Raw genomic sequence first — 16934 nt, forward strand, 5'->3', positions numbered from 1 at the left:
TCCTTTTTGAAAAGAAAAATTCTACTAGAATAAAAGCATCAATAGAAGAAAGTAATTTAACAACATCTAATTTCAAAGTATGTTTAAAATGTATAATATTTTTCCAAATTTTTCAAAAAAATGACTTAATTGTCAATTAAAGAAGCTTTTTGGAAAGGTTTTATTTTTAAAAAAATCGACGGCAGCGATAAGATGTGTAATGTAGCGTTACGCAACTAGCATCATTAAATTTATTCGCATAAATATTCAGCATATCTGAGAGAATAAAACGTAAGTCAAATTTTGATATAGAACTCACTTCGTTCGTACATACATCAATAAAGTGAGAGACTAACATCTCTCAAAATCTCTGTACATTCACAAAAACCATGAGCTCAAATCCGCATTTATCGAAGGAGCTAACAATCCTAGATTTTTAGGATAAAGGAATCATCTACGAAGGCACCTAATGGCATCCTTGATCCAAAATAAAACAGATTGTTTTGTCCTTCTCATGCGGTTCCCAAATCATAATCAAATAAAAAAATCTCTGTTGACGCTAAATTTAACCCTACAATGCATTCAATGAAATAAAAATTCACGTTTTAAAACTGAAAGGCTCTCACAAAGCTTTTTTTAGCCTAAAAGACAATTTTAATTTATAAAGATCATTTTAAAAAAACATCACAAACTAAAAAAGCACATTTTATTTATACACTCCTGAAAATGTCTTTCTTTGAAAGATTTTTGAAGGTGCAATTATATGTTTTATTTTAAAACGTAATTTTAAGATACAAAATACATATCGAAAAAACGATATTTGCTCGATTTTAGTAGCTATAAGAAACTTCTCAAAATATTATGATTTTGGATATATTTGTTTCTGTTTATTATAATAATTTCCCTTGCGGATCTTTTTTAAATTTAAACTCAACTGCTGTAACTTTCCTCCCAGTTTTGATGGACTTCCAGTCAATTTTCCATCCATCTTTTTGTTTAGTTCTGTAATGGCTGATTCAATAATACGACGTTTAATGTTATTAAAGTTTTGGCATTATTTTTCTGTGCAATCCATTAAAATACAAAAATCATCAATTGTATACTTGCAGTACCTGAATCTTTGAAGCGCGTTAATAATTCTAATAAACGCCATGAATAGATAGAATGGAGCGCTGAGACCTGTTTAAGTTGATAGGCTAATAAATTGCTTTTTGATATTCGTTAAATACGGTATTAATTTTAGCCACCAATAAAGTTCAACCCATCCTTCATCTTTTTGATAGTGTTCTTGCCTACCCCACCTCATTTTAACTTCTGTTGAAGAGATAGATTTACCTTTGCGAATGTAAGCGGGTTCATAAAACGCAATAGATCGTTGATATAATTTTTTAGAGGCACTTTGAAATGCTTCATAGGCAGTGCGCATTTAGTATTATTAGGTTTAGAAATAGCTATCATCATAATTCTTTTTTCGGATAGAGTTAGTCTGTATCCAGCACAGATTAATGCGTTTTGCATTGTGATTCATCTATTGCTACTGGTGCATTCTAGATTAACAATTTCATACTTATCTTTTTTAATTTAGGTATTTTTTCTTTCTATGTTTTGCATGAATGCGTCTTTTTTTAAGTGTGTATGTCGTGAAATTTTTATAACGTATTTTAATTATTTTTCTACTGTTCAACCTGTGGAAAACACTCGAAAAAAGATGCTTTTAATCATTACAAGATATTGATTTTAATAAAATTTACCATTTTTTTCTAGTAAATGAAAACACCGAATACTATGAGATTTTCTCAAATTTCTCTATGTTGAACTAAAAAAATGTTTAAGAAAAGGCTAAAAGTACCTTTTATGAATCGTTTAAACATGAAAATAATTGGCAATATTTTAAGTTGAAAAATATAATAATGCAGACTTGTAAGTAAGAACATCCGGTTTCACCATGCTATGCATGCCATTTTATAGAGCACCACCATCTTTACGCTTAATATCTTAATATAAAAGTTGTAAGTCATTATCATAACACACTTTGCCACATCTTGGATATTACGACACAGCCTTGGCACTTGAAACGATTCATAAGAGGCATTTTACGCCTTTTTTCGTGCTTTTACCCCCACGCCAACCCTACGTGTAATGTGCAAGCAAGCGATTCTAATTGATGCAACATAAAAAAGTTTGCAATGAGAGAACTCTACAATATTCAGAGCTCTAATTCAACATGCAAAACGATAAATTATCATTATAAACCAATTTATTAGTATATTGAAGGTCCTGTATGATGTAAATACTGATTGTCAAAGAAAGATCATTAGCATACATCGAAAAAAGCTAAGAAAAGAAATATTCTAGAGTTTCATAATAGCTGTGCTTAAACTTTTATGACGTGAATAAAATAAGCTTTTGTTGCAATCATCATTTTTTATGAAAAATATTTGATTATGTTTTTTCTTCTAGAAATTCTTGCGGTGTAAAACGATACGTTTTTGAGCAAAATTCACATGTGACTGAAATATAGTTATCTTTAACCATTTTATTGCGTTCATCAATAGGAAATCCTTCTAGGATTCCTTTAATTTTTTCGCATGAACAAGAACATTGATCGACAAGAGAAAAAGAATTAAAAACTCTAACACCTTGTTCATGAAAAAGACGAAACAATAACTGTTTACTACCCACTTGGGGATCTGTTAATTCTGAACTTTCAATCGTTTTCATGAGTATTTTAGCTTCCTGCCATTGGTTATCCAATTGGGTATGAGTTTTCGTTTCTTCTCGCTTTTGATGAGGAGCATCTATTTTATGATGAGACGATTCTTGGGGTAAAAGTTGGGTCAAAATACCTCCAGCTCGCCAACTTTTCTGCGGTTTTCCTTGTTGATCACGATTAATTAATATGGCAACAGCCAAACGAATATCGGTAGGAATTTGCTCTGATTGATCAAAATAAATACGAGAAGCTTCTTGTAAATTTGATCCCTCTAATGCAACTATCCCTTGATAGGGTTGCATGTGGGGACCTTGATCAATTGTGAAAGCTAAAGTGCCTTTTCCTAAAAGTATTTCTGAAAAGGTTTGACCATTGTCTATGGCTTGTTTAAGCTGTTCCTTATCAAAATGAGCATATCCACGTAAACTGGAAGGAGGCGAAAAATCGCACACCAACATATTAACCGGTCCATCGGAATGGGTTTGTAGAATAAATTTTCCCGTAAGTTTTAGAGAAGTTCCAATCAGAACCGTTAAAAGTAAAGCTTCTGCTAGAAGATAAGAAACCGGTTCAGGGTATTGATGTCTTGTGAGAATAGAATTTAAAGTTTCCCCAAGTTGTACGGCACGTCCACGGATATCAAGTTCTTCAACTTGAAAGGGAATAACACTATCATCTTCATGCAAGAAGTTGTTGTTGAGAGAGGCTTCATCCTTAGCTTGTTCACTCATAGCTTTACCTTTTTTATATAATTTGTTGTAGAGAGGCTATTGTGGAGAGAAAAATGCATCTTGTAAACACCAAGAAAGAATTGCTTTTTGAGCATGAAGACGATTTTCAGCCTCATCGAAGACAACGGAGTGCGGTCCATCAATCACAGAATCAACCACTTCTTCACCACGATGAGCAGGAAGACAATGCATAAAAAGAGCATCCGGTTTTGCTAATTTCATGAGAGCTTCATTGACTTGATAAGGCTGAAAAATAGAATGACTGCGAGCACGAAACTCTTGTCCCATGGAGACCCATGTATCGGTCATAATACAATCAGCATCTTGAGCCGCTTCTTGGGGATTATGGGTTAGCATAAGATGCGCTCCCCGCTCACGTGCCCAATGTACAAATTGTTCTTGTGGTTCACTGCCCTTTGGTGTGGCAACACGCAAATGAAAACCAAAAAGAGCTGCAGCTTCAATTAAGGAATGGAGCACATTATTACCATCTCCCATCCATGCAAATATTTTGCCAGCAATTGGCCCTCTATGTTCCTCATAGGTTAAGATATCTGCTAAAATTTGGCAAGGATGTGTATCATCTGTAAGGGCATTAATGACAGGAATTTGTGCATATTGTGCCAATTCGAGCATACGTTGATGTTTTGTTGTTCGTAATATCACGATATCCACAAAACGGGATAAAACTCGAGCCGTGTCAGCTATAGTTTCACTGTGACCAAGCTGCATCTCTGAGCCCGTGAGCATGATTGTATCTCCCCCAAGCTGGCGCATACTGATATCGAATGAAATACGGGTTCGTGTGGATGGTTTTTCAAAAATCATCGCGAGCGTTTTACCTATAAAAGGTTTTGAACCTTTTCCTGCTTTAAAAGATGCTTTAAGGATTTTTGCATAATCGATTAATGCACGTGCCATTGCTGGCGTTAAAATGGATAAATCCGTGAAATGACGAAGAGCATTTGTCATGTGTGTGATATTTGTCTGTCCTTATTTATTTTCGAAAGATAAGAAATTGCTTTTTCAATACGACGCAAACTTTCATCTATTTCTTCTTCCTTGATAATAAGAGGAGGCAATAAGCGCACAACGTTATTGTTGGCAGCAACACTTAAGAGATATTCACTTTCCAAAGCATTAACAACAAGATTTGAAGGCACAACACACTGAATGCCCATCATAAGCCCCATCCCCTGAACAGCGCAGATAATATCAGGATAGATATTGAGAATGTGCAAAAGTCCATTTTTTAATTTATCCCCCATACGCTGAATATGGTTGAGAAAACTTGGCTCTAACAAAATATCAAGAATACTATTTCCTACAGCCATTCCAAGCAAATTGCCTCCAAAGGTTGATCCATGCGTCCCAGGTGTCATACTTTTTGCAACTTTATCCGTTGCAAGGCAAGCACCTAATGGAAATCCACCTCCTAGTCCTTTTGCAAGGGTAAGAATATCAGGCGTGACATCACTCCATTCATAGGCAAAAAGCTTTCCTGTTCGTCCTACACCCGTTTGGACTTCATCTAAAATCAATAACAGACCATTATCATCGCATATTTTGCGCAAAAATCTTAAATATTCATGAGGGACCGTTCGTATTCCTCCTTCTCCTTGAATAGGTTCAATAAGAATAGCGGCGGTATTTTTATTAATAACGTTACGCAAAGCGGTTTCATCACAAAAAGGGACTTGAATAAATCCACCAGCTTTAGGTCCAAAGCCTTCAAGATATTTTTCATGCCCAGTCGCAGCAAGTGCTGCAAGTGTACGTCCATGAAATGCCCCTTCAAAAGTAATTATTTCAATGCGTGTTGAATGACCAGCGGCATAGTAATAATGACGCGCTGTTTTAAATGCGCATTCTAATGCTTCAGTGCCTGAATTGCAGAAAAAAACCTTATCTGCAAAACTATTTGCACAAAGCCGCGTAGCAAGAGCTGCTTGTTCAGGAGATTGAAAAAGATTGGAAACATGCCAAAGCTTTTCAGCTTGTATTTTGAGTGTATCAACCAATTTTGGATGTGAATACCCTAATGCATTAACAGCAATGCCAGATGTGAAATCAAGATAATGTTCTCCTTTATCGGAAATAAGCCATACACCATGCCCTTGTTCAAAATGCAAATTTCGTCGTGCGAAGCATTCATAAAGTGGTTGTACAGAGATGGTGTCCATCATAATTTCCTTTATATTTTAACCTTTTCAATATATATACAAAGCAACACTATAAATAAAACAACATGGTACATTTCGTTACGGTGCTTTCAACTTTCATTGCGATTAATGATTACACCTATGGAATAGATCATTACACCAATTGAAAAAAAGTCAATGAAGGTTCTACAAATAAGCATTTTGGAAAAAACCTTAAACAAAAGTGAAAGTTTAACCTATGATTGATTTGCAAGTTGGGGAAAACATTCTAAATAAACTCTTCAAGAGGTAAAGACTCTTGTCATAGAGTGAGTGCATATTGTAATTTACAATATAATAAGCAAGATGATGTGTTTTGATTTGTAAATCCACAGGTTGGATGATTTTTTTATGCTCACGTAGAGTGTAAAGTTCTTTCATTCAGCGTAATGAAAACATTATTTAAACATTTGAAGATGCAACGGGGGAGAGCATCTTAGTGACGTAATCGGAATGGAGTGCTGGTATGGGTTGGACATGTGAACGCGTTGAGCTTCTTAAAAAGCTTTGGAGTGAAGGATTAAGTGCAAGTCAAATTGCTGCTCAATTAGGTGGGGTCAGCAGAAATGCAGTCATCGGCAAAGTACATCGATTAAAGTTACCAGGACGTGGTAAGACAGCACAAGGAAGTACGCGTGCGCAAAAAACTCCCGTGGGAAGCAGCAGCCCATCATCTCCACGTGTGCGTCGCAACACATCTACGGTATCGCCAATAAACACATCAGCTGTAAGTATTGAAGAAACCGCTTTAAAGACAGAATTTGTAGTGGAAGATGTAAAAGAAGTTGATATGTCCACAAAATCCAATGTAGTTGTGCCTATATCACGTCAACTTAATCTTCTACAATTGAGTGAAAATACATGTAGATGGCCGGTTGGCGATCCATTATCAGCAGATTTTCATTTTTGTGGTGCAGATTCTGATGAAAATAGCCCTTATTGTGCCTTTCACGCTAAGCTAGCATTTCAACCAATATCTGAAAGACGTCGGATAAGAGTGTAATATCCTCCGATTGAATCTCGTATTCTACGTCTCATTATTTTTAATTATTGAATTATTATGAGAAAGAAATTTATTCTTTAATGAATGAAAAAATTTCTTCATGAAAGCATTCATCGTAAATTGTATCTTTTGATGCGAGTGTGTGGCTACGTGTTGTAAAATGTCTATTGTTGTTTATTTTCACGATTCTCTTTAATTCAGTTATACAGTTTTTAAAACTATCCATAGTAGCAATATCTTTTGAAGAACGTAGTTTCTTAATTTCTCATGTTTTTATTTTTCATATACTTAATAGATTAATGCATTGATTTATAAAACAATTTATCATTTTACATCCTGAATTAGATCCGCAAATATGATAAGACTCTCTCATTTTAAGTCTTCTTATATTGAATTAATAAAAATCTTTCGTTTGCACATCACAAATGAGACGAGAGCCGTGTAGAGTAAAAACACTTAAAGAAAGACACACCGCTTATAAACTTTCTCAAGTACTAAGGAGGATTCAAGGGCTATCGCCATATTGGGAAGTGGTAAATCACGTTAGAATATCCAACCTTGCACTTTATATGTAAGTGTAAAGATGGTGGTGTACAATGAATTTTGTACACCTCATGGAGATTACTTTTTACACGCCCTTCCATAAAATGAATTTGAAAATATTAGGAGATATTTTTTTAATAAGCATGCGAATATGTAGTATAAGTATGTTCTGCCTGAAACATTCTGTTTTTCGTGAGTGCTGTTATCACATTAAATCTGTAAAAACAAAAGCATGAGGCAATGAGAGAGTGTAAAACAATGTCTTTATAAGAAAATTAAAAAATAAGGGAATATTGTATTTAAGGTTTTTGCGCAATATATGGGAAATAATTAATTATCGTTATTAATCAGTATATTATCACATCCTTTCTACAACCTGTAACATACGAGATCTTATAAAATCAATATTGAACCTGAAACGACCTCAATAACATCACATTTCTTTTCCCGATACGAAACGGCGCAACCAAACATAAAGCGCACCTTCTCCGCCATGTTGACGCGCTGCTTTTTCAAACGCATGGACATAATATCGAAAAGCTGGTGTTGATAACCAATACGGAACAAATCTATACAAAGCTCCATCGCTCCCAACGGATCGTCCTTTTCCTGTAATCACAAGAACATAACGCAATCCTCTCTGCTGAGAGGATTGTAGAAATTTTTTTAAGAAAAAATAAGCTTCTTCCTGCATATAACCGTGGAGATCAAGACGCGCCTCAAGAGGATAACGACCTTGGGAAATTTTACGATGTGCAACATGATCAAAGAAATGAACCTTTTGTGCTTGTGTAACTGCCCTCTTTTCTCTTTTAATAATTGTCGAGGGTTGTTGATTTTCCTGAGACAATAAGGAGATTTGAGTTACAGGCTGTTTTTTATCATTAATATTTGCAATAGTTTCTGAAGTAGAAGAGAGCATCTTACCGTGAAGCGGTGTTATCGTACGACAAACCATCTCCCATAAAAGGCGATCTTGTGAAGCCAATAAATCTCTTTTTTGTCTCCATTTACTTGAGGACATTTTAATTTCTCATAAATCATTGAATGCTTATGGAAGAAAAACAAAAAGTATTTTAATTTTCATTTTCTGTAGCAAAAAGCTTCCAGTTGGGATCTGATGATAAACTATTGCGAACAAAAGTCCAAATATCCCTGATTTCTACAATAGCATCAGGATCACCGTCTATACGCTCGCCCTGTTCATTATAAGTAACAGAAATCATCTCACTGACAATACGTATCGTTAAAAGTTCGTCTTTTTCTTGTATTGCCGCCGAGACAAACTCGATCTTATTAATTCCAACAAAAGTAAACTCTATTCTTTCTTTGTTTTTTTCTCGTTGTTCAATCGCTGTACAAAAGTTTTCAAAAACATTCTGACAAAGCAAGCTTTTTAGTTGACTGCGATCACCTTTGGCAAAAGCTGTTACAATCATTTCATAAGCAATTTGTGCACCTTTTATAAAAAATTGAGGAGAAAAATGCGGGTCAATTTTACGCAGTGCTCGCAAATTTTTATTCAAAATACTTCCCTCTGGTGCAATTTCATCAATTTCACTAAAATTGCCTTTTTCTGAATTTTTCTGATGAGGGAACGAAACAATATTATCTGTCGTTTCTGTCTCATCTTGTTTTTTAGAACGTCGTGAATAAGGATCAAAGGGTGGCTTTTCAAACCCAATTCGTTTCCCTAATACATTACGGAGTTGCACAAAAATAACAACCATAATAACAAGAGCGATGACAAGTATAACGTCAAATTCCATAGGCGCTGTCAATCTCCAAAGATTAAGTCTCTAATAAACATTGCAGTCAATACCATTTATCAATAAATATGTAAAATAAGGAATCTTATCATTCAAATATTTTTATAGATTTTATATTTAAACGGAGTTCTCTTAAGAATTTCTCCCCCTACTCATCCAGAAGGAAATTTTCATGTGATAAAACTTTATTCTATAAATCCTCGTTTTTTTGTTGTTATCTTTCTTTGCATTCTTTTAATCGAGATTGCTGGTTTTATCTTTGTTGGTCAAGAAATTGGTATTTTAGCAACCTTGAGTCTGGTTATTCTCACAACCATAGTTGGGGTTGTTTTATTGCGAATTCAAGGGATTAGCCTTTTAAAAAACATACAAACTGAACTTATCCAAGGACGCACATTAGAAAATAATATTATCAATGATGCTTTCATTATGTTCAGTGCGATTTTACTTATTCTTCCCGGCTTTATAACTGATCTCTTGGGAATATTACTTCTTATTAAACCAATTCGCTCTGTTGTTTGGCATTTCTTTTCATCATTAAAAAACAAAATGAATCAAAATACTAAAAGAAAAAATGACTCTGAAAAAATAATTGACCTTAACGCAGAAGATTACACAATTCATGATACGACAGAATCTCCATGGCGCAAAAATGATGATAACCATTGAAATGCCTAAAAAATCTGTAACAAACTAAAAAAATATTCAAGATAAAGAGCGCATTTCTTGCAACCTTTTGCAAGGCGTGATAACCAATCTGGTCTTTAGATCTAAAATAAATATACATATTATAATGAGAGAGGTTCGTCGTATGGCCGAAGGTGAAATGAATAACAGTGGTGGAGAGCCGGTTTTTGCTGTATTAACTCAATATTTAAAAGATTTATCATTCGAAAACCCTGGTGCTCCTCGTTCATTGCGTGCACGTGAAAAGTCACCACAAATTGATATCAATATTAACGTCAATGCTAACCCAATTGGTGATGATAATTATGATGTCGTTTTGTCTCTCTCCGTTAAAGCCAATGATGACACTGAAACCTTATTTCATGTAGAACTGATTTACGGTGGTGTTTTCCACCTTAAAAACATTCCACAAGAACATGTTATGCCACTGGTCTTTATTGAATGTCCCCGTCTTTTATTTCCATTTGCTCGCCAAATTATATCTGATGCTACTCAAAGTGGTGGTTTTCCACCTTTGTGGATTGACCCTATTGATTTTGCAGCACTCTTCCAGAAGCGTCTTTCTGAAGAACAAAAGGACAGTCAAATACAGCCCTCTTAAAAAATTTATTTTTTTTGCTATCAAAAAGCCCCTTGATATATTATTGGTATATTAGGGGCTTTTTTTCCTTTAGATGACTTTTTCGGCATGATAAGCCGCAAGCATTGCAATATTGACAACATCTGTATCGCTTCCACTAAATGGTACAATTTGGACAGATTTTTCCAATCCAATTAAAATAGGACCAATGATGGTTGCTTCACCAAGTTCTTGTAACATTTTGCTGGCAATGGAAGACGCGTGATATCCAGGCATAACTAAAATATTAGCAGTCTCTGTTAATCCCATAAATGGGTATTGCTGCATCAATTTGGAATTGAGCGCCACATCAGCGCTTATTTCTCCATCAAACTCAAAATCAACCTTGCGTTCGTGCAAAATATTAATTGCATCCTGAATTTGCTGCGTCGTCTGCCCTTTCATGTAGCCAAACGTAGAAAATGCTAAAAATGCTACCCGTGGTTGATATCCAAATCCACGCACAAACGAAGCTGTTTGTTCCGCTATATCAGCAAATTCTTCAGCATTAGGATTTTCATAAACAGCTGTATCGGCAATAAACACAGTTCGGCCACGGCAAATGGCCATTGAAATACCAATCAATCGTTCTTTTGGTTTTTCATCAATTGCCCGACGTATATCGATCAACGCTGTTTCATAATTGCGTGTCACCCCTGTAACCATTGCATCAGCATCTCCTAGTGCCACCATACACGCAGCAAAATAATTGCGATCATTATTGATACGACGATGACAGTCACGCAACAGCCAGCCTTGACGCTGCATCTTTTTATAAAGATAATTCGCATAAGCATCTGTACGGCAAGAAAGCTTGGCATTTATAATAGAAATACCTTCACGCTCCAAATCAATTCCAGCGATAACAGCTGCTTCTCTTATTTGCTCTTCCCGACCAACCAAAATCGCTTGTCCTAATTTTTGATGAACATAAGAAACGGCTGCCCGCATAACTTGTTCTTCTTCACCTTCTGCAAAAACAATTTGTTTTGGCGCTTGACGAACGTGGTTATAAACCCCACGCATTATCGAAGAAGTAGGATCACGCCTCGCATTTAAATCACGCTCATAGGCCTCTAAATCATCTATGTTCTTTTGTGCAACACCGCTTTCCATTGCTGCTTTTGCTACCGCTATTGAAACAACTGTGAACAAACGCGGATCAAAAGGAACGGGAATGATATAATTAGGACCAAATTTTAATCGCTTTCCACGATAAGCTTCTGCAACGCTGTCAGGTACTTCCTCATGCGCTAAATCAGCAAGAGCTCTTGCCGCAGCAATCTTCATGTCTTCATTAATAACTGTTGCACGCACATCAAGCGCACCACGAAATATATAAGGAAAACAGAGAACATTATTAATCTGATTTGGATAATCGGAACGCCCTGTTGCAACAATAGCATCATGACGCACTTGCATAACCTCTTCCGGCGTAATTTCTGGATCGGGATTGGCCATAGCAAAAATGATCGGCTGCGGCGCCATGGATTTTACCATTTCAGGGATAAGAGCACCTTTAGCAGAAACCCCGAAAAATATATCTGCTCCTTCCATTGCTTCCATAAGCGTACGTTTATCCGTTCGAATAGCATGCGCAGATTTCCACTGATTCATTCCCTCTTTACGACCTTCATAGACCACGCCCTTTGTATCACATAATATGATATTTTCAGAACGAAAGCCCATTGCTTTAATCAGTTCAATACAAGCAATCCCAGCAGAACCAGCACCATTACAGACTAACCGCGTGTTTTGCATATCGCGCCCTGTTAAAGTCAAAGCATTGAGAACACCCGCAGCAACAATAATCGCTGTACCATGTTGATCATCGTGAAAAACAGGAATATTCATCACCTCGCGTAGGCGGCTTTCAATCATAAAGCACTCAGGTGCCTTAATGTCTTCAAGATTGATTCCACCAAAAGAAGGTTCTAAATGACGCACCAAATTGATAAAACTTTCCGTATCATTTATATCAATTTCTAAATCAATGGAATCAATATCCGCAAAACGCTTAAACAGCACTGCTTTGCCTTCCATGACCGGCTTAGAGGCAAGGGCACCTAAATTGCCTAACCCTAAAATAGCTGTACCATTTGAAATAACAGCAACAAGATTGCCTTTTGCTGTATAATCGTAAGCGAGTGCTGGATTTTGAGCAATTGCCTTAACTGGAACTGCAACACCTGGTGAATAAGCAAGTGCTAAATCATGCTGTGTTGCCATAGACTTTGTTGCAACAATCTCAAGCTTTCCTGGTCGACCACGACTATGAAAATCTAGAGCTTCTCTTTCGCTCGCACTGTAAACAGTTTGAGACATTTTCTGATCCTGCTCGCTCTTTTTCATCTCACTTTATTTTCTCCAAAAACAGTGTAAATTTTGCTTGATAATGCGTATAGTTATTAAATTTGATTCATATGTTAGAAATCGCTATTCTTGCCTTAGCAAATCTGATGATACGTTGCAATTTAGAGATAAATAAATATCGAAGTAAACAAAAAAGAGTAAAAACTTCACTTAAAGGAAACAGGCCTCGTACAAATGGATAAAAAAAACAATCATAAAAATAATTTAATTCCACAGCCTGCCTCCTCATCTGCTTCCTCTCAAGAACGTCTTACACCTATGATGGAGCAGTACATAGAAATCAAAGCCATCAATCATGATTCCCTTCTCTTTTACAGGATGGGGGATTTCTATGAATTATTTTTTAATGATGCAATTGAAGCGGCTCAGGCTTTAGGAATCACACTCACAGCACGCGGAAAACATTTAGGACAAGATATTCCTATGTGTGGTGTTCCCGTTCATGCGGCAGATGATTATTTGCAAAAACTCATTGCTTGTGGTTATCGTGTTGCTGTTTGTGAACAAATAGAAGATCCTGCTGAAGCGAAAAAACGTGGCTCAAAGTCTGTTGTTCGGCGTGATGTTGTTCGTCTTGTAACACCTGGAACAATAACAGAAGAAAAACTCCTTGATCCAACGCGTGCAAATTATTTGATGACGCTTTCCCGTATAAAAACCAGTGATGGAGAAGAGTTTGCTCTTTCTTGGATTGATATCTCAACAGGCATATTTCGTGTAACAGAAAGCCGCCAAGAAAAACTTTTGGCAGATATTATGCGTGTGGATCCACAAGAAATCATTGTTGCTGATTCCTTTTTTCATGATAAATCTCACAAATCGCTTTTTAATGTTCTTGATCGTATCGTTTCACCTCAACCTGCTTGTCTCTTTGATGCACTCACCGCTGAACGCGATATTTGCAATTATTTTAAACTCTCAACTCTTGAGGGTGTTGCCGATTATTCACGTTCCGAACTCTCTGCAATTGTGGCGGCTATTCGTTATATCGAAAAAACACAAATCACGCATCGTCCTCCCCTCATGCAGCCTGAGCGCCAAAATGAAAGTGCGACTCTTTTTATTGATGCTGCAACCAGATTAAGCCTTGAACTTATTCGTACGACATCAGGTCAACGGGATGGAAGTTTATTAAAAGCGATTGATCGCACTGTAACAGGAGGAGGGTCACGCCTTCTTATTGACCGCCTTATTGCTCCCCTCACCACTCCTTCAGCGATTGATACGCGTTTGGATTCTATCGATTTTTTTCTACGTAATCCTTCTCTTGCAGAAGCGATAAAGCTTATTTTAAAAGGGGGACCAGATATGCCCCGCGCCGTTTCACGTTTGGCTCTTGGACGAGGAGGCCCCCGTGATATGGCGACAATCCAACGCGGTTTTGAAATCATTCGTGAACTGCATCAACTCCTTAATAATGAGCTCCTATCTCAAGAAATAAGTGATGTACAGCAGATATTCTCAAACTTACCCACAGCTTTATACATTCATTTAGAGCAAGCATTAGCTGATGATCTCCCACTGCTTAAACGTGATGGGGGATTTATTCGCTCCAATTATCATAAAGAACTCGATGAAATGCGGGCTTTACGTGACGAATCTCGCCGCGTTATCGCTGAACTTCAAGCGCAATATGCCCAAGAAACAGATATTAAGACGCTTAAAATAAAGCATAATAATATTCTAGGCTATTTCATTGAAGTAACCAGTACACAAGCATCTGCTCTCACAAATAATCCACAGGCTAAAGCACGTTTTATTCATCGCCAAACAATGGCAAATGCTATGCGTTTTACGACAACAGAGCTTGCTGACCTTGAAAGCCGTATTGCCCATGCTGCCAACCATGCATTGACGCTTGAATTAGAAATCTTTGATATTCTCGTTCAGGAAATTACCGAACAAGTTGACTTTATTCGTAAAGCCTCTGAAGCACTTGCAATTTTAGATGTCTCTGTCGCTCTAGCACATCTTGCTGAAGAACAAGGATATTGCCGCCCTAAAATTGATCATTCACTGACCTTTCATATTACAGCAGGACGCCACCCTGTCGTCGAGCAAGCACTCCGCAAACAAGCCGCAGAACCCTTTATTGCCAATAATTGTGATCTCTCTGTACAAAAAAATCAACAGTATGCAGCAATCTGGCTTTTAACTGGACCTAATATGGGAGGAAAATCAACTTTTTTGCGGCAAAATGCTCTCATTGCTATTATGGCACAAATGGGGTCATTTGTTCCAGCAACTTCAGCGCATATTGGCGTCGTTGATCGCCTGTTTAGCCGTGTTGGTGCTTCCGATGATCTTGCACGAGGGCGCTCAACCTTTATGATGGAAATGGTGGAAACAGCAACGATTCTCAACCATGCAAGTCACCACTCCCTTGTTATTCTTGATGAAATAGGACGTGGAACATCAACCTTTGATGGACTATCTATTGCTTGGGCAGCCGTTGAATATCTCCATGAAGTTAACCATTGTCGTGCTATTCTTGCTACCCATTTTCATGAAATGACTGCGCTTACCGAAAAACTTGATAGACTGCATAATGTAACCATGAAAGTCAAAAATTGGGATGGTGATGTGGTTTTCCTTCATGAGGTCATACCAGGAGCTGCTGACCGTTCCTATGGTGTACAAGTTGCAAAGCTTGCTGGACTTCCCCCAGCCGTTATTACACGAGCGACAGATGTCCTCCATCAACTAGAACAAGGTGAAATGGCTGGAAAAGGGCATAAACTCATTGATGATTTACCCCTCTTTTCTCTTAAAGCAACATCTCCTGTCAATGAAGAAAGAAACAAACATTGTGTTCTTCACGAAGCTTTAAAAAATATCCATCCTGATGAACTCTCTCCTAAGCAAGCTTTAGAAACAATTTACCACCTCAAACAGCTTGAAGAGAGTACCCCCCTATAGAAAACAGATGTTACTTTTTATTAAATAAGCTTTCTTAATAGGAAATAAAGTGTCCTTTTTTGATATGTTTTGGTACAAATATTTGTTTACCTTATTCCTATTGCTTTTCTACGCAATATATTTTGATAAGTAGAATGCATCTAGAGGAAAAATCCTATGCATTATATTTCATATTTCCTTAGATCAATCTTGACGTTTATACAAAAAAATTGATCCACATCGATTCTTTTTACAAGACAATCATTTTTTGCAACGATTATCTTGAATTCTCCTCCACCTTGCCAACATGCATGTTTAATGAATTACGCTTTTTTACGCTCAATATTATCTTACTCATAGCAACAGCGTTGGTTTAAAGCTGTCTGTGTGTATCATACTACCCCATTTTGCATGATAAATTCACGTGCAATAGATTACGCTTTTTCTTTATATTTCAAATGATAAAGAACTCTTTTACTGTTTCCACATGAATCATATAATTAAGTATATCAATGATATTCTAATTGCATTTTATTTTCCTAAAAAAAGCTTTTGAAATCCTTCCCAACCTTAAACGACGAAGATTTCCACTCGAATTTGATCTGTAAACAGTCCCAATTCTAGCGGCTTCCTCTTAAGCTTCCCACTCATGTAATTAACTTACACAAGGACTTGACAAACAAGCCTAAGAATATTCACAACTCACGTTAAAAACACTTAAATGTTGAAAGCTTTCTTATATCCCACGTCTCAATGACAGTGTTTTATAGCCCAACAAAATAATATCACCAGTACAATAAATATCTTTCATAAGATGAGTAATAAGAGATCATAACCTTGCATAAAACTAGAATATGATATGAAAAGCGCTTGATACGACCTCACCTGTCTTACACAACTACTAAAAAAAATCCGCAGCAGCTTTTATAAATTTTATGCATCGCCTTTTAATCATACTTACGATAACTCAAAATATCCTGATAAGCTCATAAACTTATCCGCTTAGAATATCGTGCAAAAGATACCAAAAAATCTCTTAGAGGACTATCTTTCTTTTATAAGTCAATACATTGATTTATAATTAAAGTTTAGCGTTATTGAACTTGAATTAGCCCCCCCAAATATCGTAAGATTCTTTCATTTCAAGCCTGTTTATCTTAAACCAATCAAAATCACTTGCTTGCACATCACAAGCGGGATGAGTGTGTGGGAAAAACTATAATACAAATGCCTCTTATGAACCCCAAGGATTGTAGCAACATCCATGAGCTGGCAAAGTGTGTGATGGTGCCGGCTTGCTTCTTCTCAAGCGTAAAGATGGGGCTGTTCAATGGATTTATCGTTATACCATTCATAGGTACCGTCGCAAAATGCGCTTGGGAGCATTGAGAGATGTCTCTTAAAACGCATCCTTTATC

11 protein-coding genes and 2 pseudogenes are annotated in these 16934 nt (G+C 36.6%); 5 read left to right on the forward strand and 8 right to left on the reverse strand.

Going from position 1 to position 16934, the window contains the following annotated elements:
* Window positions 1–869: 869 nt before the first annotated feature.
* The 5 genes and pseudogenes from ACFIMW_RS01420 to ACFIMW_RS01440 form a co-directional block, all read right to left on the reverse strand.
* Window positions 870–995, reverse strand: a complete 126-nt coding sequence (locus tag ACFIMW_RS01420) for a hypothetical protein (RefSeq protein WP_375607981.1) — start codon at window positions 993–995, stop codon at window positions 870–872.
* A 167-nt stretch (window positions 996–1162) separates the two neighbouring features.
* Window positions 1163–1497 (reverse strand): annotated as a pseudogene (locus ACFIMW_RS01425) (replication initiation protein).
* A gap of 924 nt (window positions 1498–2421) precedes the next feature.
* A complete protein-coding gene (locus tag ACFIMW_RS01430) occupies window positions 2422–3423 on the reverse strand; it encodes an Hsp33 family molecular chaperone (protein WP_375607861.1) in 1002 nt (333 codons plus the stop codon).
* Between the two features lie 36 nt (window positions 3424–3459).
* The gene (gene argF, locus ACFIMW_RS01435) at window positions 3460–4395 is read right to left on the reverse strand and encodes an ornithine carbamoyltransferase (protein ID WP_375607862.1); all 936 of its coding nucleotides are present in this window, start codon (window positions 4393–4395) and stop codon (window positions 3460–3462) included.
* Window positions 4392–5606, reverse strand: a complete 1215-nt coding sequence (locus tag ACFIMW_RS01440) for an aspartate aminotransferase family protein (RefSeq protein ID WP_375607982.1) — start codon at window positions 5604–5606, stop codon at window positions 4392–4394. Before ACFIMW_RS01440 ends, argF begins: the two co-directional genes overlap by 4 nt.
* 484 nt (window positions 5607–6090) lie before the next feature.
* Here ACFIMW_RS01440 and ACFIMW_RS01445 point away from each other — a divergent pair, with 484 nt between their 5' ends.
* On the forward strand, window positions 6091–6627 hold the full coding sequence (locus ACFIMW_RS01445) for a GcrA family cell cycle regulator (protein ID WP_375606180.1): 537 nt from the start codon (window positions 6091–6093) through the stop codon (window positions 6625–6627).
* 976 nt (window positions 6628–7603) lie between these two features.
* Here ACFIMW_RS01445 and ACFIMW_RS01450 read toward each other — a convergent pair.
* Window positions 7604–8194 carry a Smr/MutS family protein gene (locus ACFIMW_RS01450; protein WP_375607863.1) on the reverse strand — a complete coding sequence of 197 codons (591 nt, stop codon included), beginning with the start codon at window positions 8192–8194 and terminating at the stop codon, window positions 7604–7606.
* Between the two features lie 52 nt (window positions 8195–8246).
* Window positions 8247–8939, reverse strand: a complete 693-nt coding sequence (locus tag ACFIMW_RS01455; RefSeq protein ID WP_375606178.1) for a Tim44/TimA family putative adaptor protein — start codon at window positions 8937–8939, stop codon at window positions 8247–8249.
* 174 nt (window positions 8940–9113) lie between these two features.
* On the opposite strand from ACFIMW_RS01455, the gene ACFIMW_RS01460 reads away from it, so the two are divergent.
* Both ACFIMW_RS01460 and secB read left to right on the forward strand, forming a co-directional pair.
* Window positions 9114–9608: an FxsA family protein gene (locus ACFIMW_RS01460; RefSeq protein WP_375606177.1), complete on the forward strand. Its 495-nt coding sequence runs from the start codon at window positions 9114–9116 to the stop codon at window positions 9606–9608.
* 142 nt (window positions 9609–9750) lie between these two features.
* On the forward strand, window positions 9751–10227 hold the full coding sequence (secB, locus tag ACFIMW_RS01465; RefSeq protein WP_375606176.1) for a protein-export chaperone SecB: 477 nt from the start codon (window positions 9751–9753) through the stop codon (window positions 10225–10227).
* A gap of 69 nt (window positions 10228–10296) precedes the next feature.
* Here secB and ACFIMW_RS01470 read toward each other — a convergent pair whose 3' ends face one another.
* Entirely contained in the window at window positions 10297–12597 is a 2301-nt protein-coding gene (locus tag ACFIMW_RS01470) for an NADP-dependent malic enzyme (RefSeq protein ID WP_375607864.1), read from the reverse strand.
* A 195-nt stretch (window positions 12598–12792) separates the two neighbouring features.
* Between ACFIMW_RS01470 and mutS the strand changes: the two genes are divergently transcribed.
* Together mutS and ACFIMW_RS01480 are read left to right on the forward strand one after the other, a co-directional pair.
* Window positions 12793–15537 carry a DNA mismatch repair protein MutS gene (gene mutS / locus ACFIMW_RS01475; protein ID WP_375606174.1) on the forward strand — a complete coding sequence of 915 codons (2745 nt, stop codon included), beginning with the start codon at window positions 12793–12795 and terminating at the stop codon, window positions 15535–15537.
* Window positions 15538–16793: 1256 nt separating this feature from the next.
* Window positions 16794–16916, forward strand: a pseudogene (locus tag ACFIMW_RS01480) (integrase); the annotation flags it as partial.
* Window positions 16917–16934 lie beyond the last annotated feature (18 nt).

The organism is Bartonella sp. AC329YNZD (assembly GCF_042196685.1).
Taxonomy (GTDB): Bacteria; Pseudomonadota; Alphaproteobacteria; order Rhizobiales; family Rhizobiaceae; genus Bartonella.